General features: G+C 55.4%; 19 protein-coding genes. 2 read left to right on the top strand and 17 right to left on the bottom strand.

Going from position 1 to position 25,666, the window contains the following annotated elements:
* Nucleotides 1-102: 102 nt before the first annotated feature.
* Both Dvar_RS36915 and Dvar_RS36910 read right to left on the bottom strand, forming a co-directional pair.
* Nucleotides 103-288: a four helix bundle protein gene (locus Dvar_RS36915; RefSeq protein ID WP_419664216.1), complete on the bottom strand. Its 186-nt coding sequence runs from the start codon at nt 286-288 to the stop codon at nt 103-105.
* Nucleotides 289-498: 210 nt separating this feature from the next.
* A complete protein-coding gene (locus Dvar_RS36910; protein WP_419664215.1) occupies nt 499-633 on the bottom strand; it encodes a four helix bundle protein in 135 nt (44 codons plus the stop codon).
* Nucleotides 634-738: 105 nt separating this feature from the next.
* Between Dvar_RS36910 and Dvar_RS36905 the strand changes: the two genes are divergently transcribed.
* On the top strand, nt 739-2,406 hold the full coding sequence (locus Dvar_RS36905) for an ATP-binding SpoIIE family protein phosphatase (RefSeq protein ID WP_419658440.1): 1,668 nt from the start codon (nt 739-741) through the stop codon (nt 2,404-2,406).
* A gap of 24 nt (nt 2,407-2,430) precedes the next feature.
* On the top strand, nt 2,431-2,769 hold the full coding sequence (locus tag Dvar_RS36900; protein ID WP_419658438.1) for an STAS domain-containing protein: 339 nt from the start codon (nt 2,431-2,433) through the stop codon (nt 2,767-2,769).
* A 75-nt stretch (nt 2,770-2,844) separates the two neighbouring features.
* Here the strand turns inward: Dvar_RS36900 and Dvar_RS36895 are convergent, their stop codons facing one another.
* The 15 genes from Dvar_RS36895 to Dvar_RS36825 all read right to left on the bottom strand — a co-directional run bounded on the left by Dvar_RS36895 (nt 2,845) and on the right by Dvar_RS36825 (nt 25,662).
* Entirely contained in the window at nt 2,845-5,163 is a 2,319-nt protein-coding gene (locus Dvar_RS36895; protein ID WP_419658436.1) for a tetratricopeptide repeat protein, read from the bottom strand.
* Nucleotides 5,164-5,172: 9 nt separating this feature from the next.
* Nucleotides 5,173-5,694: a ubiquinol-cytochrome c reductase iron-sulfur subunit gene (locus Dvar_RS36890; RefSeq protein ID WP_419658435.1), complete on the bottom strand. Its 522-nt coding sequence runs from the start codon at nt 5,692-5,694 to the stop codon at nt 5,173-5,175.
* Nucleotides 5,695-5,702: 8 nt separating this feature from the next.
* Nucleotides 5,703-7,052: a cytochrome b N-terminal domain-containing protein gene (locus Dvar_RS36885; RefSeq protein ID WP_419658434.1), complete on the bottom strand. Its 1,350-nt coding sequence runs from the start codon at nt 7,050-7,052 to the stop codon at nt 5,703-5,705.
* A gap of 262 nt (nt 7,053-7,314) precedes the next feature.
* A complete protein-coding gene (locus tag Dvar_RS36880) occupies nt 7,315-8,301 on the bottom strand; it encodes an HAD family hydrolase (protein WP_419658432.1) in 987 nt (328 codons plus the stop codon).
* Between the two features lie 194 nt (nt 8,302-8,495).
* Nucleotides 8,496-9,869 carry an exopolysaccharide Pel transporter PelG gene (gene pelG / locus Dvar_RS36875; protein ID WP_419658430.1) on the bottom strand — a complete coding sequence of 458 codons (1,374 nt, stop codon included), beginning with the start codon at nt 9,867-9,869 and terminating at the stop codon, nt 8,496-8,498.
* The gene (gene pelF / locus Dvar_RS36870; RefSeq protein ID WP_419658428.1) at nt 9,869-11,389 is read right to left on the bottom strand and encodes a GT4 family glycosyltransferase PelF; all 1,521 of its coding nucleotides are present in this window, start codon (nt 11,387-11,389) and stop codon (nt 9,869-9,871) included. Before pelF ends, pelG begins: the two co-directional genes overlap by 1 nt.
* A gap of 3 nt (nt 11,390-11,392) precedes the next feature.
* Entirely contained in the window at nt 11,393-12,484 is a 1,092-nt protein-coding gene (locus Dvar_RS36865; protein ID WP_419658426.1) for a HEAT repeat domain-containing protein, read from the bottom strand.
* On the bottom strand, nt 12,471-13,913 hold the full coding sequence (locus Dvar_RS36860) for a GAF domain-containing protein (RefSeq protein ID WP_419658425.1): 1,443 nt from the start codon (nt 13,911-13,913) through the stop codon (nt 12,471-12,473). Before Dvar_RS36860 ends, Dvar_RS36865 begins: the two co-directional genes overlap by 14 nt.
* Before the next feature lie 192 nt (nt 13,914-14,105).
* Nucleotides 14,106-15,587, bottom strand: a complete 1,482-nt coding sequence (locus tag Dvar_RS36855; RefSeq protein WP_419658423.1) for a tetratricopeptide repeat protein — start codon at nt 15,585-15,587, stop codon at nt 14,106-14,108.
* The gene (locus Dvar_RS36850) at nt 15,584-18,019 is read right to left on the bottom strand and encodes a tetratricopeptide repeat protein (protein WP_419658421.1); all 2,436 of its coding nucleotides are present in this window, start codon (nt 18,017-18,019) and stop codon (nt 15,584-15,586) included. Before Dvar_RS36850 ends, Dvar_RS36855 begins: the two co-directional genes overlap by 4 nt.
* Nucleotides 18,016-20,043 (bottom strand): polysaccharide deacetylase family protein, encoded by a 2,028-nt coding sequence (locus Dvar_RS36845; RefSeq protein WP_419658420.1) that lies wholly within the window; start codon nt 20,041-20,043, stop codon nt 18,016-18,018. Before Dvar_RS36845 ends, Dvar_RS36850 begins: the two co-directional genes overlap by 4 nt.
* 55 nt (nt 20,044-20,098) lie before the next feature.
* A complete protein-coding gene (locus Dvar_RS36840; protein WP_419658418.1) occupies nt 20,099-20,962 on the bottom strand; it encodes an endo alpha-1,4 polygalactosaminidase in 864 nt (287 codons plus the stop codon).
* Nucleotides 20,963-20,988: 26 nt separating this feature from the next.
* Entirely contained in the window at nt 20,989-21,549 is a 561-nt protein-coding gene (locus Dvar_RS36835; RefSeq protein ID WP_419658416.1) for a GNA1162 family protein, read from the bottom strand.
* Nucleotides 21,550-21,683: 134 nt separating this feature from the next.
* Nucleotides 21,684-23,972 carry a serine protein kinase PrkA gene (locus tag Dvar_RS36830; RefSeq protein ID WP_419658414.1) on the bottom strand — a complete coding sequence of 763 codons (2,289 nt, stop codon included), beginning with the start codon at nt 23,970-23,972 and terminating at the stop codon, nt 21,684-21,686.
* Nucleotides 23,973-24,009: 37 nt separating this feature from the next.
* On the bottom strand, nt 24,010-25,662 hold the full coding sequence (locus tag Dvar_RS36825; protein ID WP_419658413.1) for a SpoVR family protein: 1,653 nt from the start codon (nt 25,660-25,662) through the stop codon (nt 24,010-24,012).
* Nucleotides 25,663-25,666: the final 4 nt, after the last annotated feature.

The raw sequence follows: 25,666 nt of genomic DNA, 5'->3' as shown, positions 1-25,666 counted from the left end.
CGTTGGCATATCATATTTGAGGGTGGGTTTGAAGGGGGAGGGGGTGTTCGGAGTGCCTAAAGTTACAAGTGCGCTAAAGTGCCTAAAGTTGAGGGATTCTGTCTATTTTTGTTTTCCGATTGATGAAAATAGGGCGAGCAGTTCTGAACATTCACTGTGAATCGATTGTATATTTTCCCCGGTAATCCACGCAATTTCCATTATGATTTCAATCCAGTATTGCGTTTCACTGGCCTCGCTTTCGCAAATGCGAATTCGACTAAAAAACTCTGACCTAAGTTGAGCGATTGTCGAGCTTGCCGCAGGTACAAGGAAGATGGCTTTCCGCTATAGTAGCCTATGCGGTAAGCCATCTAACGCGGTTCGAAGATCCCGCCGTCGAGAAGATGCGGTGAGATCGGCAATCCCGAAAGGGTTTCAAATTTTGGAAGGTGGTATTATCGTCACGTAGCACGTTGCCATTACAGTAAATCTCAATCTAACCAAAATTTGAAACGCTCAGCTTAGGTCTGGTTTACTTCTGGACTTGTTTGCTTCCCGATAGTTCGCACCAACAGAAGTGCCGGACTTTGTCAATTGATTACGGAGGACTCGTCCTTCTTGAGTATCCGGCAAAGTAGCAGAAAGTCGTATTATGTTTCAAATGCAGTTACCTTGGGACTTGACAAACCATTCCTGGTGGCTGAAAATATACAATAATTTCAATAAAAACAGCAATTCAGAAGAGGTTTGGCACCCATGCGGATTCTGGTTGTCGACGATGATCGGGTAAACCGGCAGATTATCTCTCATCACCTGACGGCGTCGGGATACGAGGTGGTCGCCTGTGCCGACGGTGAAGCGGCCTGGGAGATCATCGGGTCCGAGGAGATCTCCCTGGTGGTGACCGACTGGATCATGCCGCGCATGGACGGCATCGAACTGTGCCATAAAATCCGTCAAACCCATTTTGACCGCTACATCTACACGATTATCGTCACCTCCAAGGATGAGCAACAGGATCTGATTCACGGCATGGATGCCGGTGCCGATGACTTTCTGGTCAAACCGGTCAACCGGGAGGTGTTGGGGGCCTGCATTCGGGCCGGCGAACGCATCCTGGCACTGGAGCGCCGGCTAGAGGAACGGAACCGCAAGCTCAAGGAATCCAGAGACCGCCTGCAGCATGCCTACAGCATCATGCAGAAAGACCTGGAGGCGGCGGCACGAGTTCAAAAGAGTCTGATCCCCAGAAAAAGCACCGTGCATCCCGGTGTGCGGTTTCACTGGATGTTTCAACCCTGCGCGCACGTGGCCGGAGACATCTTTAACTGCTTCTCCATGGACGAGAACCATCTGGGGTTTTACCTTTTGGATGTCTCCGGGCACGGTATCCCTGCGGCCATGCTGTCGGTGATGATCGGTAAATTGCTGGTGCCGGACACCGCCCAGGACAATCTACTCAAACGATCCCTGCCCGATCCGCCCTATTACCAGCTGGTGCCGCCGGAGGACGTGGTCCGTGACCTGAATGACCGCTTTCAGAGCCATGAGACATTCAGCCGCTACTTCACCATGATATACGGTATCATCAACCGAACCACCGGTGCGGTGCGGCTGTGTCAGGCGGGACATCCCCATCCGGTGCTGGTGCAAGGCAGCGGACAGGCCCGGAGCGTTGGACAAAGTGGATTTCCCGTGGGCATCCTGCCCAATCTGGATTACTCAAGTTATGCGGTGCAACTGGCGCCAGGGGATCGGCTGATCCTATACTCGGACGGCATCACCGGATGCATGAATGCCCGGCAAGAGGAATTCAGCCAGGACCGCCTGATCCGCCTGTTGGTCAAAACCCGCCAGGAAAGTCTGGTGACCACCGTGCAGACCTTGAGCCGCCAGTTACGCCAGTGGAATGGCCCGAGGGTATTTGGCGATGATATGACCCTGCTTGCGATTGAGTATACCGGTGCGTCGATTTTTTTTGCCGATGCAGAAGAACCGCCGTTGATTCACCGGGTGATCGAGATTGAGGGGACCCTCGATCAAGCCGTAATGGTGCGTCGTTTTGTGGACGCGTTTTGCAAACAGGTTCGTTTTGCCGAGAAAACAGACCAGGCGGCGTGGTCGATGGAACTGGCCGTGCATGAGACGGTGACCAATATTATCCGGCACGCCATCGGCGACGGTGGAAGCCATATGATTCGAATCGATGGGTTGGCCTTTAGCGACCGCACCGAATTCTTGATCACCTATGACGGCCGGGCCTTTGATCCGGATCGGGTTCCCGAACCGCTTCTGGACGGGTCGCAGACCGCCCATTTTGGTCTATACCTGGTCAACCGCTGTGTGGATGTGATTGACTACCGGACCAAACGGCCAGGCGAGAAGTGCATTCGTCTGGTTAAAAACCATTCTGCCCAATCATAACGGATTCGTAACAGGAGCATTCCTATGTCCCTGAAAATTGAGAAAATCGATCGGACCACCATTATCACCTTTGTCCAGGCCACCGTTGAAGCCGGCAATGTCCCGGCGCTATGGGATGAGATCGACCCGTTGCTGGATGACGCTACCCAACTGATTTTTGATTTGTCACAAGTGGATTTTATCGACAGCACCGGTTGTGGAATCTTTCCCAACTGTGTCAAACGGCTGAGTGAAAAAGACGGCGAATTGAAGATCTGCGGGTTGTCGGACAAACTGGCGGCCCTGTTCCGCCTGATGGCGTTTGACCGCTTGATGGATATTATGGCCACCCGGGAGGAGGCCATTGCCGCTTTCGAGGAGTAAAAAGGGTGGCCAATAGTGTTTTACGGGATCAAGCCCCTTTCCATTCTATTTTAAATACGGTGACCCTGATAACCATCAATGCCCTTTTTTTTCGATGATGGTCAGCATCTCACGGGCGGCGGTCATCTCCGGCCTGGCGGTCTGAAGGCGCTCGGCCATCAGCCGCGCTTGATCCCAGCGGCCGCGCTGCATGTAAAAGACCGCCAGCGCATAAAGATAGTCCGGATTGTCAGGCTCCACACCAAGGGCGCGCTTCAGCGCACTTTCAGCTTCATCGTCGCGTTTGATCTTCTGCAGAAGAAGCCCCAGGTTGTATTGAATCCGTGAACGCTGCGGCAAACCGGCGGCTGCATCACCCAGGAACACCACTGCTTCATCCAGTTGGTTTTTCTCGGCCAGCAAAAGCCCCAGTGAGTATTTGATTTCGTAAAAGTCGGGGTGGTCGGCGGCGACCTCCCTGAGCAGCCGCTCCGCCTCACTGTTTTTGCCCTGGCCATTGTAGAGCATGGCCAGGTTGACCTTGGCCGGGTAGAATTGCCGGTCGATGGCAATGGCCTTGAGGTAGTGCTGCTCGGCGTCGGATAAACGACCGAGGCTGACGTATAAATTGCCCAGATTGTGACGGGAGGGGGCAAAATCGGCGGTTCTCTCCATGGCCCGAAGGTACTCGGCCAGGGCTGTTTCGAACTGCCGGCGGGTATCCGGGGGCAGTTCCTCTTTGGGAATGGCGGCCAGCGCAGCCGCGGCTTCGATGCGCACCGCCCGGACCGGATCATAGAGCATGGGCGAGAGCAGTTTCAGCCGCTGGCCGGGATCACCCTGGGGCAGCCGGCGCACTGCTGTCTGCCGAACCATGGATTCCTCATCGCTTAGCGCTGCCGCCAACTCAGAAAGGGCCGCATCACCCCCATAGCCTGCCAGCTCGGACAGGGCCGTGGCCCTAACGATGGTCGGGTAGAGCCGGTCCTTGGCCAAAGATGCCAGGGCATTGACCGCTTCCGGCCGGCGCTTCCGACCGGCATCGAGTACTTCTCCATAATGGGGCCGCCGCGTTTGTCCGTACCACTTGGCCATGGCGTCCACCGACCACGCGGTCTTTTTGTCCACATGGCAGCGATCGCAGGCGTTGGGGACACCCATGCGCAAGGTCAAATCCGGTCGCGGCAGGCGGAAGCTGTGGTCTGGACGATAATCAATGCCCATGTAATGGCGGCCGGGCATGTGGCAGGCTTCGCACCGGGCACCGCTGCCGACCTCGAAAAGCACCGCTCCCGATGCGGATCGAATCGGCTCGCCGGCCTCGTCCTTGGTCTTGTGAAAATGATGTCCCTTCTGGTCGTAGATGGCTGCCCGATGACATTGCAGGCACAGGTCATTTCCGTCCTTGATGCGCCGAATGCTGTGCACGTCGTGGCAGTCGCTGCAGCGAACGTCCCGGGCGTACATCTTGCTCTGCATGAATGACCCGTACACATACACTTCATCCAGGATCTGCCCGTCGGGATAATACAGCCCTTCGGTCAAAAGCTGCGGGAGGCCGTAGTCCAGAAAATCGGCATGACGATGGATGTTGTCATCCATGGACATGCGCCGGGAGTGACAGGGGGCGCACAGGTCGATCTGTTGCCCGGCGGTGAGATCCCGTGTTCTCACGGCAAGGGCCAGGTTCTCCACCGCCGGGCGGCCCATTTCCGGAAGCCGGGCCCAGGCGACATGTGCCGAGCCGGGCCCATGGCAGGCCTCGCAGCCCACGCTGATTTCCGAGAAGGTGGTGGCATAGGTGTCGGTGCGGTAGTCGTACCCTTTTTTCAGATCCGTGGCGTGGCACTCGGCACACATGCCGTTCCAGTTCTGTCCATTGTTGGTCCAATAGAGCCAGTCCCCAGGATCCAGGGGCGTGTCCGGATAAAGATGATACCATCGCTGTTTGACCACGTCCCAGGCAATGGGCAGGCATTGCAGGCGTCCGCCGGGAAAGGGCACCAGATATTGCTGCAGCGGATACCAGCCAAAGGTATGGGTGATCTGGAAATCGCCAGGCTTGCCGTCCACGCCCTGGGTATGCACGAAATAATTGCCGTCGCGGCGGTAAAACCGGGAGGTCTGGCCGAAGTGGGTGAATTCGGCATTGTCAAAATCGCCCAGGACGGTGTTCTCGCTTGCCGGTGCCATGGCCCAACGATGGTGCGAATCGGACCACTTGTCGTATTCTGTTTTATGGCAGTCCCGGCAGGCCTCGCTGCCCGTGAATTCGGCGGCCTGTTCATGATTGTCCCCCATGGAAACGGAAAGGGAGGGCCGGTTTTTGAGGTGATAGATCGGAAGGCTCAGGACGATCACCAGGGTGGCAATCATACCGACGATCTTCCAGGTGGTGTTGGGGTCTTTGATCATCGGCTGGATTCAAGCCTTTTTCGGATAGACGACCTGGTCTTGTCTGAACCGGTCCCTTTTGATCGTTCTGGCTGTATCCACCAGTACAACATTATTTTCGATGACCACCGGATGCAGGGCCATGGCCCGGGGGGCCGGCGAGCGCAGGACATCGCCATGGATATCGAAGGCCGAGGAATGGCAAGGGCACAAAAACTTCTTCTCTTCCGCAACCCAGGGAAGCGTGCACCCCAGGTGCGGACACCGCCGGGACAGCGCCAGAAATCCGCCGTCGGCCAATCTGGCCAGGTAAAACCGGCCCCTGGGAAAAGCGGTCACTGTCCCGCGCGCAAAGGTGTCTACTCCTCCGGCTTTGATGAATGTTTCCGGTTTCCCGCCCTGCCTGGTCCAGCGGCCAGGGCGCAGAAAAGATCCCATGACCCAGAAAAGCTCCACCAGGGCCGCCAACCCCAACCCCACCCAGAGAAAAGACAGGAACCGCCTGCGAGCCAGCATATCATTATAGTTGTTTTCCGATTTTTCCAAACGCATCTCTTTTCTTACCAAGGCAACGTCAGGACCATTCCTTCCCCCCGAAACCACACACCGGTAATGGTCAGGATGGCATACGATGTCACCAGCAAAATAAAGACCGATTGGACGGTATCGTTGGTCGTGGCGGCAAAGGTTTTTTTGATGATGATGGTATACCCGCCAATGGCCAGCAGTACCGCCAGGGTTGGAATCCATCCCTTTACCAGGACCGGGGCAATCGCGCCGGGAACTGATCCGGCAGCGGCAAACCAGGTGTCGGCCAAAATCAGCAGCGGCACGGCGACCATGGCCGTTGCAGCGGCCACGCCCGCCATCTTCCGGCCCCTGCGGGATGCAAACCAGATTCCTTTTGTATCTGCATCGTACTTCAAATAGGGAACCGCCAGCAGTCCCAGACCGACGATGAGCGGAATGATAAAAACCGCAAACACCGGATGGAAATGCAGCAGAAGCTCTTGCAAACCGGCAAAGTACCAGGGGGCCCGGACCGGATTGGGGCTCAGGCCGGGATTGCCCGGGTCGCCCAGGGGGGCGTCCACAAGACTCGAGAGCAGCAACACGGCGGCAATCAGCACCAGCGCTGTGGTGGTTTCGCGCAGCAAAAGATCCGGAACCACATTCGCACGGACCGGTTTTTCTACCACCGGTGTATGCAACGGCCGGGGGATCACAAGGCCCTTGGCTTTACGGATGCGCCAGAAGTGATAGGCCATCAGGCCGATTAGCAACGCCGGCAACACAGCGGTATGCAGGGCATAAAAAAGTTGCAGGGTCTGTGGACCGAGTTCTCCGTTGCTGAGGATTGTTTCTCTAAGATAGGCGCCAATCGGAGGAATATATTCCAGCATGCCGGTGGAGACGGTGACGGCCCAGTAGGCGAGCTGGTCCCAGGGCAGCAGGTAGCCGGTGAAATTGGCACCCAACACGACAGCCATCACGCCAAGACCCACAACCCAGTTGAACCGGCGCGGCCGGTGAAAGGCGCCGGTGCAAAAGACCCGCAACATGTGCAGAAGCATCATGGCCACCAACAGGTGGGCGCACCAGTAGTGCAGGTTGCGGATCAATTTGCCGTAAGGCGTGCCGGTGATCAGGGCCTTGACGGAGGAATAGGCGGCAGCCGGTGTCGGCTCATAGATAAACTTGAGCAACAAGCCGCTTCCCAACTGGAGCATCACCAGGGTGGCGGCCATGCCGCCCAGGCCCCAGGTGAGAGAAAACCGCATGGTTTCCCGCGGGATGGTCGTCGGCCTGAAATGAAGGGCCAGATTTCTCAACAGGTAACGGCGATGCCGGTGCCCGGCGTGGGGGCCCCATGACGGGGGAAAAATGGATTTGAAAACCTGCTGCGGCAAGGTTGTTCTCCGTTGAGGGGGTCGCCTTTAAGAGCCTGTTTGGTAAATCCGTCTAAGGCCCGCTAACGGCGTTGGAAAGTGTCTCAAAATGCTCACATATTACATATATGCTCCGCTTTTGAGCCACTTTCCGCCTTGTTATCGGGCCTGATCCAGACTTCCAAAACAGGCTCTAAGAGCCTGATCCAGACTTTTCAAAAAAGCTCTAAGAGCCTGTTTGGTAAATCCGTCTCTAACACCTTTAGCCAATTGCTTGTTGGCATTATTTGCCCGGGTAGATTTGCTTCCAGTCGTTTTTCATATCTACTACGGTCCAGCCTTTTGCCCGGGCTTCATCGAGGGCCTTGTCCAGGCGGCCGATGTGCGATTCGCGATCATAGGCCCACTCGCGCTTGCCATCCGTGTGGTGGACCAACAGGGCGAGTCGAGTACCTTGCCCGGCCATGGTCCATTGCAGCATCTGCAGGTCGCCGTCGGAGTTGCCGAAGGCAAGAATCGGCCGCCGGCCGATATGTTGGTTGATACCCACTGGTTTGCCTTCTTTGTCGTCAATAAAATGAACCTTGGGCTCCCGCACCAAAACCGGCTTTCCATCGCGCATTTCAAATTTTGTGACAATCGAACTGCCCACCACCTGCTCCGGTGGGATACCATAGACTGCTTCCGTCCAGGGGCGCATGAATTCGATGCCGCCGCCCGAGACAATATACGTCTTGAAAAATTTTGCGCGCAGGTAGTCCAGCAATTCGAGCATCGGCTGAAACACAAGACTGGTGTAGGGCCTGTTCAAGGCGGGGTGCCTGGCGGTTTGAACCCAGTCGGAAACAATGCCGGCAAATTCGTCGGTGGTCATGCCGGCATGGGTTGCCATGATCAACTCAACCAGCCCTTTTTTGCCCGATGTTGCCAATGCCTTCATATCCCCTTCCAGCACGGCCTGAAAGGGGTGTTGGGTTTTCCATTCAGGATGGTTGGCGGAAAGTTCCTTGACGCGGTCAATGGCAAAGTAAAATTGAAAATAAAGCGGCTGCTCAGACCAGAGGGTTCCGTCGTTGTCAAAGACGGCGATCCGCTCGGCGGGCGGAACATAATCGGGCGAGCCCGGTATGGTAACCTTTTCGACAAAGGCGATAATGGCCCTTTTGGACATCGTGTCGTTCCAGGCGGGTAACGGGCCGGCCGCCTGGGCGGCAATGGCACTGATGACAATGATGATTGTGCTGAGCAGCCAAAAGAAGCGCATTTTCATGGTCCGTCCTTTCCTTTCTATATTGGGAAAATAAGAAAGGGCACCCCATTAGGGCGCCCTGCGGTGGAGACCATACGATTAGAGACCCCCCATGGTCATGCTGCGTGTAATCTTTTTCTCAAGAGACGACGGTTTCAAAGGAATTATAGACAAGTCTAACCTTAAAAGCCCGATCATGCAATACTTTTAGGTTCTCAGGAGGCCACCGGCTGCTGGGCAAAGGTAATATACTCCAGATCACGCACATTGACGTGCAATTGATGAAAGGCCACCATCAAGGCGATCAGGCAGGCGTAGGTATAGCCATAGCCGTAAAACGACATGCCCAAGACAATACTCAGGGCGCTGAGCCCTGCATTGGCGACGACGAAAACGACGCTGACCAGCAGGACTGACCGTCGCAGGTCGAAGTAAAACAGAATGATGACATTGATACACAGCAGAATCTGCAGAAATGAGCCGATCAATACGATGCGGAACAAGGGGACCTGCAGGGTTGACAGACGTGCCCAGGCCACCAGCCGGGGGGCGAATATCAGGCAGAAGACGGATACCGTGCCCTGGATCACGAAAACATCGCGCATGCTGCCTTTTAGGGCATCCACCATGGCTTTTTTTTCGGCCAGGATATCGGCCAGCGAGCGTTTGCCGACAACCTTGGCGTAGTATTGACGGTAGTGTTGATAGAAAACCGTTTCGATTTTGAGCAAAAAGATGGCCATGGCCGGCACAATGGTCAGGTAGGCGAAAAAGACCGGCCCTTCGTAAATATCGTGGGTGGTGAACCAGGGGACGATTACCCGGGCGTCCGGCGCCAGCCAGAACACGAACTTATCCGCCCAGATGCCCAGGTTGAACAAAAAACCGATGCCCACCAGATCCCAGTAACGGATGAAATAGCCCAGAAAATCGGCGTTCCAGAATATGGTTGGCGGAAATTCCACCATAATCTTGGCCATGATCCAGAACAGGGTCACTGTTTGGCCCAGCAAATATCCCGCGATATATCCTTCGGTTCCCAAAGGGCGGCCCAGATAAATCGCTCCGGCAATGCTGATGCCGGCGCCCAGCGCAAAGGCGTTGACGATGCCGTTGTAGTCCTTGATGGCCGACAGAAAAATCATGCACAACCAGATCAGGCTGACCACCAGAAACAACATCACGCCCAATACCTTGTGCAGCAGGGAAACCTTGAAGAACAGATAGCTGCCGGCGGCAAACACGCTACCGGCAAACAGCACCAACAGCGTCAGGGTATACAGGGTCGGCAGGATGACGTCGATCTTTTTCTCATACAGGCGATCGGCCATGTAACGGGTGGCGATCATCTGAACGATGCCCACCAGGATCAGGGAAAAGGCATAGGTGTAAACCACTGTTGACCGGAACAGGGCATGTTCTATGCGGGTCAGGCCGGCGCCCTGATAGACGCCGAGCACGGCCAGGCAGACGATGGACATCAGCCATGGGCCGGATGAGACCATGGCGGCATACAAATAGGCCGTCAGATCGCCCAGAAACGTCTGGCGATTGAGGATTTTTTTCAGCTCGAACCCGATGCCGGCCATTATATCTCCTCTTTACTCATATACTGTTTATAGATGGCATCATACTTTCGGTTCAGATCCCGTTCCTGATAATAGCGACGCACCCGTTCACGGCCGGCCAGGGCCATTTGCTCCCGTGTTTTCGGATCGGACAGGATGCGAATGATGCCGCCCGCCGTGCCGACCGGGTCGGCCACGGGGGTGACGATACCCGACGGGCCGATCATGCGGTCGTTGCGGGTGCGACCTTCGATCAGTTCCCGGCATGATCCCACATCCGAGGCGACCACGGGGATGCCGGCACAATTGGCCTCCAGGATCACCAGGGGCTGGGCTTCGCTGACACTGGTCAGCACCAGCAGATCCAGTTTGGGATAGTATTCCATGACATTGATGCGACCGCTGAAGATCACCCCATCCCCCAGGCGCAGCAGTTTCACCAATTCCTTGCATTCCTGGTAGTATTGTGGATCTTCATCCGTGGGGCCCAGGATGAAAAACTGCACGGAAGGCATTTGCAGGGCTACGATTTTGCAAGCCCGCAAGAAGGTTTTGACATCCTTGATGGCCACCACGCGGCCCACAAATCCCACCTTAAACCGGGTTTTGCTTTTCTCCGCTTCATCGAAGATCGCTGGTTTCAAGGTGCTGAAACGCGCGATGTCGATGCCGTTGGGAATGATTTCAATTTTCTCGGGATCCGCTCCCTCGGAAATTTCCAGTTTGCGGTTGCCGCTGTAAAGCGTGAAAATACGATCGGCCATCTGGTAGGTCATGCGTCCCAATGATTCGAACATATTGATCCACAACTGCTGAAAGGCATTGACGTCCTTTTTGACCCGTACCCGTTCACCACCGGCAACGTAAATCCACTCGGCCTGGGCGATTTCGATCTTGCGCTCCTTGGTGTAAATCCCGTGCTCGGTCAGCAGCATGGGGCGCTGATGGACATGCTTGGCCATGGCGGCAAGCATGCCGGCAAACCCTGTCGAGATGGTGTGGTAGACCCTGGCACGGGGGATCGGGGCGCCCAGCAATTTAAAGACGGGCAGATGCGTGAAGCGGAATGTCCAGAAGTAGTCGATAAAGGAAACCGTGTTATCTTCAGGGCCATACTGCTCTACCAGAAAGGACCAGGCCTTTTTGCCGTGAATCAGATTGTGAACGGCAAGTCCGCTTTTCTCGGGATGTTGGAACAAGGTTACGATTTTCTCAAACTGGCTGAAATCGCCACCTTTGATCCGGTGATGGAAATCGGCGATCGCGGCCACATGTTGCCGCTGTTGCCGCCGGCTGGCAGTGCCGGCAGGGCCCAGGTCGTATTCGTGAATGTAGACAATCTGCGCCAGGTGAAAATTCTCCGGCAGGTCGTACTTGAGCTCCCGGGTTTCCTTTTTTGAAGGGAAGATGGATACCGCGCAAAAGCGAATGTCCGGCAGGGCCCGGATCAGATTGTGGACCCAGGTGCTCACACCGCCGGATACGAAGGGGTAGGTCCCCTCCAGAATCAGGCACACATCATATGGCTGGGATGATTGCATGGGTCAGGTCGCCTTTTCCTCGAATGCCCAGAAATGGAGCAGGATGCTTTCGTTGACCGATTCCACGTTGGTGGTCAACGCGGCGTTCATCCGGCCGGCAATGGTTTTCAGCCCCTGGGCATCACCACGGTTGTAGTGGACTTCGGCCAGGCCGATCAAGGCGTTGATGTTTAACGCATCCTGATCCAGAATGGATTGAAAATGGACGGCAGCATCATCATAGTCGCCGAGCAGTATTTCCAATCGCCCCAGATCCAGGGCCAGGGCCGCATCCCATACCCCCTTGGCCTGGGCCGCCATGAATGCATCGCGTGCCATCTGCAGGTAGTGGTGACGGGTATCCTCATCCAACAGACCGCTTTGACCGTAACGAAGGCACTGCCTGGCGTAATCCAAATCATGGGCTGGTGTTGACCGGCCGGTTTCAAGGGCCGCCGTGGCTGCCTTGATTGCTTTGATGTAGGTTTCGTCCAGCCGGGTCAGGGCCGTGTGGGCGCTGTAGCGGACTTCGGGGCTGGTGTCGGTGAGACATTTTTTGAGAATGACGATGGCCTCGGGGGTGCCGATCCGCCGCAGGGTGTCGATGGCGCCGCGTTTCAGGTTGTCATCGGAGCCGGCCAGAATATCCATCACGGGCTGCACGGACAATTCTTCATCCAGATAGGCTGTCAGGTCCTTTTGAACGTCCATACGCCGGGGTTCGATGACCCGGTGTTCGGTTTCCGCCTGGAAATCCTCAACCAGTCCGCGGGCGCGGATCCACCGGTCACAAACCAGTTGCAGAATCAGGCTGCCGATAAGGCCTACGACGGGAAGAAGCATGGCCAGCCAGCCGTACAGGCGCGCGCGGTATTGATCCGTTGATACGGCCTTTGCCGGTGTGCGTTTGGTAACGCCCAGAGCCAGAAGGGCGCCGGCGCTAAGTAGATGACAGATAGCGGCACCGATCCACCATCCATATCCGCCGGCCGGCGCCACCCGCCATGCCAGGAACACGGCTGTGCCTTCAAGGACCACGGCACCCAGCCAGGCGCCTGCGATATGCGCGGCTGCATGCGGTAATGGATCGGTGGCGGTAGATCTATTGGATTTCATTGACGGCCTGTGTAATCATTTCATCGGGTTGTTGCATGGTTTGCGCAAAGGCGGTGGTACCAGTACGGATGGCCAGTGCCCGCTCATCGTTATCCGTGTACGGCCGGAATTTAAATGCGTTGATCTCTTCTATCATTTTTTGGTTGGCCACCTGGGCGCCGGCGCGCGGTGTCCCCGGCAAAAGGATAAAATAGCGTGATGCGTCATGGTCATGGAAGAAAAGATCCACCGCCCGCAGTTTGTTTTTAAAGACCAGGCTGACCACGGTGAGAATGTCTTGTTGATGGCCCTTGTCGATTTTTTGAAAATCAGCAATTTCAAAGGCGATCAGGCTCATTTCCTGGCTGTAGCGCCGGGCGCGCATGAACTCTTCCTGCAGGCGTTTGAGAAAATAGGTGTAGGTGTAGGCGCCGGTAATGTCATCGGAGATATTCTTATCCCGGGTGTCCTGGTAGGTGCGGGCATTTTCGATGGCACTGCCGCACCACTCACCGATGATGGACGCCAGCCTGACGGTCTGGGGGTTGAATTTGATAAAGGGCAGCCGTTCGATGTTCAATACGCCCAGAACCTGGTTCTTGCTGTTGAGCAGGGGCACGCAGATGACAATACCCTCTGCGGCCAGGTCGGTGAAATTTGTCGATGGCGTAAGGGCATTGAGCGATACGGTCTGGCGGGAGGTCACGGCCTCGGCCACCATGCCTTCGTCCACAATCAGTTCATTGCGGCGCTTGAATTCGCCTTCCGGATCATGTCCGGCAGCCAGCACCAACCGGTCTTCGGTGAGTACATACACACTGCAGGCTTCGGCCGCGAGAAAATCGACCATAATTTCCACCACTGCCGGAAAAATATCCTCTTCGTCAAGGGATTTGAGGCCCTTGGCCGCCTCGTAAACCGTGGTCAGGGTTTGCTCCTGGGAGATAATGTGGGTGTCGAGCTCCTGTTTGGCCCGGCTCAAGGCATCATAGCGCTGGCCCAGGTCCGCGTGGGTGCTGGTCAGATGATTGAACGCATCGACCAGCGTCTGGTAGCGTTTTTTCTGGGCTTCACGGATTTCGCCCAGCAGGATGCCGCCGCCGACGAACAGGATCGGCAGGGTCAGGTTGGACAGCGCCAGCAAGGTCCGCCACGACTGGTGGGGACGGTCCAATTGCTGCAGACCGAGCAGGAGCAGGCCGGCCAGAAGACCGCTGGTGGCTCCGGCCTTGAAACCATAGCGCGCCGCCATGGGCAGCACCACCAGCCAGAACGGGTGGGGGGAAAAACCGCTGAAGCCGAGGCGATCGGAAAACCAGAGAAAATTGATCGCCACCAGAACCGCCAACCCCAAAATACTGCCGGTGTACTCGGATTTGGGCAGCTTCAACAACACCGGTGTGGGGTTGGTGTCGGCTGCTGTTAATGTGGGTTGAGCGTTCTCAGTCATTTTTTCACCGAATTCAAAAATGATGGACTTGTAAAAAGTCTACGTTCGGACGGATTCGTAAAAAGTCCGAGATCAAGGCTTGCGAATCCTTAGGAATACCGCTATCGCGGGTGCCGAAGGCAGCGTACTGTTCGTACTCCGCAGTGACGAAGGATGAAGCGTAACGCCGATATCGGACTTTTTACGAATCCGTCAAAAGTACAGGCGCGCCGCCACCTGAAACGTTTGGGTTTCGCCGCCCACGGTTCCCGTGGATTCACTGGCATAGTCATAGCTGGCGTCCAGCTCCAGGCGGTTGCCCAGGGACAGGTTGAAGGCCGGCTGGACGAACCAGCCGCTTAAGTTGCGCACATGATCATAGCGCAACCCCGCATATGCCCCCCAGGACCCGTAGTCCCAGGGGCGGTGAGCCAAGGATACAAAAAGGCTGTGCCAGCCCTGATCTTCCACCATGGCCACCGGGCGGTAATCATCCGTTTCGTACTCAAACCCGGCCCGGTAGTAGGAATACCCGGCGACCAGTTCCGGGGACGGCAAGACCCGCAGGGAAAGCATCGCCAGAATCGTTTGCTGCCGGCCATAGTGGGCGGCGCCATCGGTATGGTAGCGCCAGTCTTCCCCTTGTACCAGCACACTGGTTCGCCGGCCGTCGTTCCAGTCCACAGACAGGCGTAAGCGATCATAGGCCCCGCCGTTTTCCACCGCATCCACCGGATCATACCAGGGACGGTTCACCTGGTATTCGGCATTGATGTTGATGCCCGTGAGCGGTGTCAGCCCTGCGCCGACCAGGACGCTGGTATCACGCGATGCGCCCTTGTATCCGCCGATGCCGGCAGCGGCCGACCAGCGTTGGTTGAACTGGTGGTCCAGTTTCAGCACAATATCGCTGAAATACCCGTCGACGCTGCCGGCAAAGGGCTGTGCCGGACGGGCCAGGTCAATATAGCGATAATCCGCGAAAAGACGCGTGGCTTCGGAAACAGGGGTGGTCCAGCCGATGGACCCGGTGTCGATGGTTGTATCGTCGGCCAATTGTTCATAGCGGCGATGGGTGATGTCCAGTCGGGGGCCATGGGTTTTAATGATTTCATGGACCAATTGACGAACATCCCGGTTGTCCGGGTCCTGCTCCAGTACCCGGCTGTAAGTGGCCAGGGCGGCGGCCCACTGGGCGCTGGCCAGGCGGGCGCCGGCATAGTCGGACCAGACGTTGCTGTCGTTGGGGTCTGATTGAACAATGCGGTCATACAGATAGACCGACCAGCCATACTGTGCCTGTTCACTGTACAGGCGGGCCTGCAGGTGCTGGGCGCGCTGATTCATGGGATCAACGGTCAACAGATCCGTCAACTGAGCCTGAGCCAAGGCATATTGTCGCTGATCCACCAAAAAGGTGCAATATTCCATGTGAATTTCGCGATCCGAGGGATCGGTGGCCCTCAGACGCCGGTAGATGGCCATGGCCTTGGCCACGTCGCCGGCATGGCTGTAAATGCGGGCTTCGATCAGGGCCGCCTGCCGGTGGTTGAAATCAGGCATGGGTGCCTGGACAGCAGCGTTTGGCTCTGCGCCCCAAACCGGCAGTGCGGGGGCGCCGATGCAAAAGGCCGGCAGCATGAGCATCCATACCCACCACCGTTGGTTCCCCCAATGGAAAAGATTCCGGTTCATGGTCGTGCTGGCTCCTGGACAGGCGGGTCGGCGCCATCTTCCCGCCTGCCGGAATTGATCAGTCGCATGGCCTTGCGGTACTGTTTCTGCGCATCGGCGTCACGGTGGGCCGCCATGTAAAGCTCACCCAACAGGTACTGGGTTTCATAGTCGTGCGGATAAAGCCGGTTATAGGTTTCAAGGGCCTTGATGGCCGGTTTGGGGGCATGGGTCCAGGCATAGATCTGGCCGCTGCCCTTCAGGGCCTTGAGATTGACAGGGTCCTTTTGCAACACCGCTTCATAAACGAGAAGGGCCAGATTCAAGCGTTGCTGCCATTGGGCCCGCTGACCCAGATCGGCCAGAAAAACCGGATCATTCCTGTTCTCATCAAAAAGGCGCTGGATCAGATCCAGGGCCTGCGCCTGCCTGCCCGTCTGCATATAAGCATCAACCAGCTTGAGTCCTTCACGGCGGGGAAGCACACGTTGGTTTTCAACGGGAACCAACAGCGTTACCACATCGGCCCAGCGGCGGCGGTTTGAATACGACTCGGCCAGAAGCAGGGTCTGGCGCTGATCCAACCCGCCGGTGGCGGCCAGGTGCTCGAGCGCGTCGATCAACCGGTCAGACTCGCCGGTCCATTGGTAAACATTGGCTAATTCCCGCCAGACGACGGATTGACCGGGGGCCAGTGCCGCAGCCCGCTTCAGATACAGCGCGCCTTTTTCCAGCTGACCCTCGGCCACCAGCGCCCGCCCGGCGGCCAGGGCCAGGTCGGCATTTTGCGGGGCGGCGTCGGCCTTTTGTATGGCAAGCGCGATCAGGCCTGCCTGGTCACCGGTTTCGGCCATCAGGCGGGCCAGCGTGGTGGTGGCCGAAGCATCCTCGGGGTGATCGCGGACAACTTGCCGGTAAATGGCCAGGGCCTGTTGCGGTTGGCCCTGCCATTCGTAGACCTGGGCCAGCTCCTTTTGGACCTTGACATCATCAGGTTTTATCTCGAGATACCGTTTAAAGGCGTCGATGGCCTGGGGCTGCCTGGACTGGGCCAGATGAAGCCTGGCCAGGCGAAGTGTCAAGTCGGCATCCTGGGGCGCAAGCGCAATGCCGGTTTGCAGTGCGTCGCCAAGCAGGGCCGGTTTCCCTGTGTAACCGGCCACCTGGATCATGGCTTTAAGATCCGCTGCTGACCCATCGGGTCCGGTGGCAATGCGTTTTAACAGCGGATATGCCTTTCCCGGCTGGTCCATGGCCAGGTAAAGGTCAGCTTGCTGCTTGAGCAATTCCGAATCATCGGCATCTGTCCGGGCAGCCAGGTCGAGGGCGCGCTGTTGCAGCTTTGGATCACCTGATTGCCGGGCCAGTTTGAACAACTGATCGATCAGACGCGCATCGCCCGTGGCATGCAGCTGGCGCTCGTATTCATCGAACAGGGAAGCGGTTTGACTGGTTTCCTGGTAAAGCGACATCAATTGTTGCCGGTAGCCGGGCTTGGACGGTGCCATGCGTATCAGGGCCTGATAGGCGGCGATGCCGGCCGCTGCGTTGTCCGCCAGTTTCGCGGTTTCGGCCATGGCCACCAGCACCCGGCGATTCTCTGGAGCCTCTTGATGAAGTTGCTCTAACAGGGCAAGGGCTTCTTGGTCCATCTGGGCCCAGCGCAGTACATCCACCAACCGCATCTGCTGGTCGATGCCGGTGTCCCACAACTGATCGGCGCGTGCGGCAAAGGCCTGGCCATCGGCAAGATGCCCGGTCCAGACAAACTGCTCCAGACAGCGATGCATGGCCGCTTGGTCACTTGTCGTTGCTTGCATTGAGGGCTCGGCCAGTTCCTTTTCGTATAACTGGTAAAGGCCGCTGGCCAGCATGGCGGTCAGCGGCGGCACGGACGGTTGGGTTAAAACCGGTTCCAGCCGGCTGATCTGCACCGCGATCAGGTCGGTCAACCGCTTCCCATTGTCCTGCCACCGGCCCAGGGTTCCCTGCAGGCGGACCAGTTGACCAATGGTGGTGCTTTCCCGGGTCAAATCGCCGTTGTAGCGATAGTATCCGATCAGCCGTTTCAAGGCTGCCGGGTGATCGGGGGCGATGGATAGCAGGCGCTTCCAGGTGTCTTGGGCCTTTGCCGGCTGGCGGTTCCATTCGTAAAGTCTGGCCAGCTGTTCAAAACGCTCGGCAGTGAGCGGCGCTTGCCGGTGGAGTGTTTCCAGGCAGTCGATGGCCTTTTCCGGATGGCCTTGCAGGAGGTACAGCCGAACGGATTGGTCCACCACAGACCCATCCCGGTGGGTTTTGTTCAACAGCTTTTCAATAATGATTCCGGCGGCGGCGTATTTTCCGTTATCGATCAGGTGGGGCAGCATGCTTCTTTGGGTGGGAAACACCACGATCGTCGCCCCTATGATAACGGCCAGAAAACATAGAATTTGCCATAGGTTGACATTCAACGGCGTCCGATCTCCACAGTCCCGGTTTTTAGCGGTGATAGAACCAGACGGCCTTGTTGATCTACTTCATGGATAATTGCCGATGACGCCTTGGTATTGCCTGCGGGCTGCCAGCGACTGCCCGGCGGCATGCCGGCCAGCTCAACCATACCATTGCCGAATCCTTCAAACTGGAAAGCAATGTGCTTGTCCGTGGACTGGAAATCACGGACCCATCCACTGGCCTGATGCAGGTAGGGGCGGGATTCATCGGCCGACGCTTGCTTTGACGGGTCTGCAAAAACAATTTCAGCGCTTGAGGCGCCCGGCGCCAAATGAACGTAAAGGCCCTGCGGATCATTGACAAAGCCCAGCACGTTGCGCGACTTTCCAAGATCAGGGACCCGTTTTTCCGCGTCAAAACGGACGGTCAGGCATTGGCCGTAATTTTTCACCTGGTAACGCCCGCCCGAAGGATCGGCCAACAAACGGCAGTCCAGCCAGCTTTTGACAATCTGGATGTAGGCTGAGGTGAACATGGGCGCGATGGGCTGGTCCAGCGCCCACTGGTAAACCGTTTCAAGAGCCTGGACCGATGCCGCGTACTGACCCGAGTAAAAGTGGTAGTAAATATCGATGGGCTTGACGCGCCTGGGAGTTCCCGTGCGCTGCATGGTGGTGATGATTTCCCGGAAACCGTAATAAGGCCCTTCCCACAAATTGGTCAGGATATTTTCATTGGCCTGGCCGGTATAGTATTGATAGCGGCCGCCCACCTTTCGATACAGGGGCGCCACACCGGTATAGGAATCGAAGATGGCATCGAAGATCGTATCCCCACCGTTCATGTTGAATAGCCCCAGATCGTCGCAGCGCTTGATGTGCGTGGCCAGCGGCTCGCAGTTGCCGGTCCATAAAAAGACCCGACAGGGCTTTGACGGTGGGGCCAGGACGTCGCTGATGTAGCGCACACTATAGTCGATCTCCATGCCGGCATCGAATTCATATCCGGGAATTTTCATTCCATATTGGCTGGGGTAGTCGGCCTGGGTGTTGTCAAAATCCGGATCCCAGTAAAACGGATGGGAGTACGCGTGTGAGGCGGGCTGCACGTTGGGCAGAGCGAATATCTGACGCGCCAGGGCCACGCGCTTTTCGCTGCCCTTGGCCGATGGGTCGATTTCGGCAACGATCACCGACACGGTGACCGGAAACGGATAGCGTGTCAAAATACGGTCACGAATGATATCCGCGCACACGGCATTGTTTCGCACCTCGGTGAAACCGGCAAAGGCGTCGCCATCGATGTGCGAAAAGGCGATGCGACGGCCGTTGAGGGTCGTAGGATCGGGTTTGGGCAGGGACACTAGATCAAAAGCATGGGTGAAATAGGCAAAAGGGTTCACATACCATTGCCGGCGATAGGGCGGCCCGGCCTCCCGCCAGAGCATATAAGGGCCCCAGATCATGCCGCCGCCCGGGCTGGTGGAGACCACCACGCTTTCGTTGCCGGGGCGATCGGTCCGCGTCAGACTCAAGTATGTCTTTACCGAAGGGGTCAAGGCAAAAAATTGTTCATACTGCATGGGCACCGGTGGATAGGCCCGCTCGAAGCCCACCATGGCTGTATCTTTTTTTGCGTACCGCAGACGCATGCGCTGGTTGGTGAAATCTCCGCCATGCCCAAGTCCCAGGTGAGCATAGATTGCTTTGGCGAGTTGCTGGAATTCGGCGGGCAAATTTTTGTCAGTGACGCCCAGTGACCCAAAAACAACCAGCTTCGTGCCTCGGCGGATCTGCTTGTCCAGCCAGGACAGGTAGCCCTGGGGCTTTTTGATGCCATCGGATTCAAACCAGGTTAAAATGCCCCGGTAGCCGGCCATGGCCTTGTGATCGGGAAGGGGCTGGTTGACATCCTGGTAGTCCACAACCAATCCAAGATAATTGAGAATCGTCTGACAGTTTTCAACAATGGTGTTGGTGTCGGCGGTAACGCCTTCATTGCTGTCGTAAAGGGCCAGGATCCGGCGCGAGACCGGTTCCATCCGAACCGTTTCGGCAGCCCGTGTTCGGTTTGATGATCCCGGTATCACCAAGAGGCTAATGATCAAGGGAATAATAAAAAATCTGATCCAGTTCAATGGTGCTGACATAGGGGATGAATCCTTTGCTGCGGGCGAAGCGGATCGCTTCCAGGGCCATCTCCGGCTGGTCGGCATCAGCGTAGTCGATACTGAGCAGGACCAGATTCGGATTGGCCGCCAGACCCTTTTTAACGTACGGCATGAGTGCCGCCCGTGATGCGTCGGATACTTTTTCATAGGTCTTTGTTTGATCGTTGTAGTAACTGTACAGGTCTTCATAAACAACGAAATCAATCCAGGGGGCGATCTCCGGCAGAATTGGTAGCCCCCGGTTGACGGCGATCCACTTGTCCGGAAAGGCGGACTTGATGGATTTGACGATTTTTAAAAGCGCATCGTCAACCCCCTTGAAGCGCTGACCATCGCCAAGGGTGAGCAGGTGCAGACTGGAGTCAAAGGTGTCCAGGAACACCCCCTCGAATCCTTTTTCAAAAATGGCCGGCACGGCAACAGACAGCAGCAGCCGCTGCCAGGCCGTATCGCGGACATCGACCATCCAGGCATTCCAGAATGCGTTCTTGATGACCAGGAAATCCTGATGGCGGGCCATCTTCCAATAGGGGCCATTTTCATCCACCTCGCCGACAGAGAGATAGCCAAGCATCGGGGGGTGCTCAGATGTGGTGGGAAGCGGGGGATGATGATGGCTGTCCAGCACCACCAGATCGAATCGGGAATAAATGTCAGGGCCGAACACATCGCCGTAATAGCACAGCCAGTTGTGGATTACCGGCGGCGTCTCGGCTAAGCCGCCAAGCGGCCAAAGGACCATAATAACGATCCATATCAGGCACCAACACGGATGTCGAATGGTCTTCAATGCTCCTCCCGGTGGTAAGGGCGGTCCTACCGCGATTCATCCGCCAGCATGGTGGCGACGAGTTCGTGACAGACCTGTTGGGCCAGCCGGTTCAGCGAGTCTTCGCAAAACCAGAAACAGCCGCCCGTGCGGGATTTGCTCCCGGCCCACAGAATTTTTTGTGTTTTAACATCCAGCATGCGCAAATTGACGCCCACGACCGGATCTTCGTTGAGGCCGCGTTTGTAGCGGTACTCACTGACCGAGCCATAAATCACGGTGTCGACGCCCAAATCGTTGGCCGCATCCATTACCACCATTTTGTCGAGCACGTCATCAAGATCAAGGGCATTACCTCGAATCTGGTTGATGACCGCGGATTCCTCCATGAGCTGAAAGGTGGACTGTGCGTACAATTCCGTGGCCAGGATATCGCTCACGATACGGCCGGCGTGGGGATAGGACGACAGGTTGACCATGGGCAGCACCGCGACATACCGGGCCCTGGATTGAATCTGTGCGTGGCGGACGTACTGTTGTTCGTAGGCGCATGCCATCAGCATCAATAAAAGGGGGGCCAAAACCAAATATCTGACAGATGCGGACATTTTTCGATATCTCCCTGGCGATGATAAAGATTGTTGCTGTATTGGGACGAACCTTGACATGTGACCGAATTGTTAACGATATCGGTCATTCGCGAAAAAGATTAAGTTTTCGCCGATTGCCTACAGGTTAAAATCTAAGGATTGGTAAATTTTCTGGCCAGGTCATTGTCAATCACATATATACCGATCGCCTTGGCGCCAGCTTCGGTGTAACGATATTTTTTCATCAGGTTGTCCATCAAAAAGGTGACATCATCGCGGATTTTTTTATCGTAGGTTTTAAAATCCTCTTCGGCATAATCTTTGATGGCCCGCCTGAAATTTTCGTTTTCCAGGAAGGGGTCCAGGACCTTTTCTTTCAGGTTGAAAACATATCGGTCTTTGAGTGATTCAAACAGGCGGGTTTCGGTGGGGGGGGTGCCACTGACCAGGATTTCCTGGGTCAGCGTTCTGGAGGTATATTCTTTTTGCGTGTCTTTGCGCAGGTTGAGCAGCTTTTCTTTGTCTGCCTTGCTGCCCAGCATGCGCCGTTCAAATCCCTCCAGCAGTTCGTCGGTGATATGAACTTTGTCACCGGTAAACTTACAGGTTTCGGAGGTTCCCGGTTCGAAATTGACGGCAAACATGTAATTTAAGATTTCACGATGAATCTGGTCCTCGTTGTAATAATACAGCGACTCTTTGACTTCCTGAAGAATGGAGAAGTCGTAAAGCAGGAGCAGGGAGTCCAAAAAACCATCCGGAATGGAGGACTTCAGATCCTTTTGCGAGTGGAAAAACTTGCAAAGCATGGCCATGTCGATCATTTCACCGGATTTTGCGTACGCGGTGTAGAAGCTATTGAAAATTTTAATGGAGTCGCGGCCTGAAATGCCCTGCCGGCCCTCATTTTCCGATTCCCCGATGATCCGGCGACGCCGTTTGGCGGTCAGGGCCTTGCGATCCTCTTCCGAGAGCCACTCCGGGATATATCCGGTATAGATTTCCATTTTCAGCAGCTGAAGGTTTTTATCACAGTAGCGACTGTATTTTTCCGGTTTGGGGATCCATTCGAGCATGGCTTCGGATCGCAAACTGATCCGGGATGAGATGATCACCCGGGCAAAGTTATGCAACACCCGGGGCAGGAAGCTGTCATCGATGCGCACACCGAAAATGTTGCGATAGATTTCCACCTCGGTATTCAAATCAAGCACATACGGAATGTTGATGTAGACGATCCGATCGGAAAAAGACTGAAACTCCTTGATATTTTTTTTATCTTCGGGGTTCATCAACGCCATGAACAAACTGCTGACGTTTTCTTCGATGTCTTCGACCTTATGCACCCCCTCGCTGATGATATTGTGCAGCTCGATCAACCGCTCGATATTGTGGGATTTGATGTCCATCAGGGCGTAGATGCCGTTGTTGGTTTTGGCATACCGGGAATGGATATAGCGAACCTGGTTGCTGTCGGAAAACAGCTGATTGATCGTGCGTTGCAGATACTCGTTGGTCAGGATGATCTGCTTGACCGGGCGGTCTCCGGGAGAAAATACACTGATGCCTTTGCCCAATCGGCGATTAAAGGTATAGGGAACCGCATGCACCATCTCAAAAACCTTGGCCGGGCTCTTCAGGCGGGTCAGCAGCGCATCGTACAGGGACCCGCAGATGGTACAGGGGACATCCTGAAAAATCCATTCATAGGCCTTGTCGGTGAACAGGGTGTATTTGAATTCATTGTTGTCGAACAGGTCATCCAGAAACTGCCGGCGAAGGGCTTTGGGGATCAGCAATAGCGGGTTATCATGGCAGGGGCAGGGGACCTCGATGAATTGCCCGTCCGATTCCGGCAGGGCCATGGTGCGAATGGTGTCAAACTGCTTTTTGTTGGGGTTTTGTTGCATGCGAAACAGACTTTCCAGAATGGAAGCGGTTTCATTGCCGCCCTTTTCCGCCAATTGCCGGCGGTCCAGGCGCCACACGGTTTCGTATCGGGTGCCCGAATCGGTGTTGGCGTACTCTTCAAAGCGTTTGAGCAGGTTGTTGAGGAAGGTGCTTTTCCCGCATCCGTGAGGGCCGTCAAAAATATAGATCTTATTCTGCTGGGCCCCGGTCCTAAGGGCTTCGACAATGTTCACCAGCCGGTTGGCAAACAGGCGGTCGGCAAAAAACGGATGGTCAGCGCCTTCGACAAGCAATTTGCTGCAATCATAGCTGACATATTGAATCGATTCCGGATCATTGGGATATTCATCCACGCCTTCGCCAACGTGTTCGGTGAACAAATCGTGAAACACCTGAAACACGTTGCGTATTGTACCTGTCGGGTTTTTCAGCACCACCTCAAGAAATTCGCTGAATGGGATAGCGTGGCGATGATTCGATCCTTCATCACTGATATCGATATGCCGCATGGCTTTTTTGATATTTTCCATGGATAGCCTTTTTAAACCAATGGATTGGGGTTACGGTCTACAGGGTATTTTTGCTCAGCTTCCGATTTTTCATTGTGTATAACACCCGTTTCCATTTTATTTTGCGCGGTTTCGGAGGATCTGTGGCCGGTCCGGGAAGGCCCGGAATGGAAGGCGTCCGGCTTGCCTGGGGGGTGGACACGACTTCCATGGTTTCCAGTTGTACCGGCCCTCCCCACAAGTATTCAATCCCCAGCATGGTATTGGGAATGTATTCGGTCAGCAGGGGCTTGCCTTCAAATTGATGAATCAGATAAAGCGCATTGTCTTTGGTTTTTTCCAAATCGATCTCGATGTGGGGTGGATGGTAAAGGGATTCCATGAGCATCTTACGGTAATCCTGGGCACTGCGGCTTTTCACGAAATATTCCCAGACCATCTTTTTCTGGTTCAAGCGTCTGCCGGCCACGAAAAGTTTGTTGGTGGTCACAAAATCCTGGTCGACAAAATTATGGATGAAGGTAAAATCGCAAAAATTTTCCCGGACCTTGAAAATAAAATCTCTTCCCTGGCCGGTATGGGTATCGAAATCATCGCGCATTTTGGCATCGTTCATGCGCTGGAAATCCCAAGAAATTTTGCCTTTTTCGGCCATTTTTTCCAGGAAATAAAACAGGCGCATACCCAGGGCGTAAGGGTTCAGGCCCACGCGGGGCATGGCCGTCACGCCGGCATTGACCCTGGCAAAATCAACTTCATGACCTTTAATGCGGTCATCATTCAGGTACAGGGTTTCATGCCAGTAGGATGCCCATCCCTCGTTCATGATTTTGGTACGAATTTGGGGCTGAAAAAACAGACCGGTCTTGCGCACCACATGCATAACCATCAGCATCCACTGATTCTCTTCCTTGCGAAGCATTTTGGAATGCTCCATGAGGAACTGAATCAGATCCTGAGGTTTTTTCCGTTTTTCTTCCTGATACTTTTTAAACAGATTGCCGAATTCCGGGTGGCGGCGTTCGATTTTTGAAAAAAAGGTCTCTTCACCCAGGACCGGGTCTTCTGTAACACAGGTGTTGTAGGTTTCCAGCTGTTTGATGTATTTACTGATGTTGACCTTGACGATTTCCTGCAAATAAACATCAAAATAATAATTGACCTTGGCCGAAAATCCGTTGTTCGGAGATGAAAAAAGATCGGAAAGCAGGCTGTGGTAGCCCACGAGATTATCGATCCCACGGGTGAATTCGATCACATAATCCACCCAGCGTCCCCGCTCGGAGCGCAGCTTGGCGATGGTGCGCTTGTCCGACAGGGCTTCGCCGTTGAAATCATAGTCCCAGGTGTGCCGGAAATAGAGGTTGTTCTGGAAAAAATCAATATGGCCGATCACGTGGTAGAAGATCATCACGTTGAGCCAGTCCGGATTGTTGTCATTGTAAAAAGAGATCGCCGGACGGGTATTGATCACCGTTTCGTAAGGGTTGCCGGGATAGAGTTCGTATTTCCCTTTTTCCTTGAGCACCTCCACGTCCTGGACCCAGTAGTCGTATAAGGTGGGAATCATGACTTTGGGGGACAGCTCGATAAGATCCCGATTGGTGACAATATATTCCAGGCTTTCATCTTCAAAGGTCAAGCCGGCGTCGCGGGCTCGGGCCTTGCAGCCTTCCATTATTTTTTTGGTGTGCTGATCAATCAGTTCCATAATC

This window comes from Desulfosarcina variabilis str. Montpellier, from assembly GCF_048565275.1.
GTDB classification, from domain to species: domain Bacteria; phylum Desulfobacterota; class Desulfobacteria; order Desulfobacterales; family Desulfosarcinaceae; genus Desulfosarcina; species Desulfosarcina variabilis.
The sequence above is the reverse complement of the archived record's forward strand: the minus strand, read 5'-3'. Positions and strand labels throughout refer to the sequence as shown.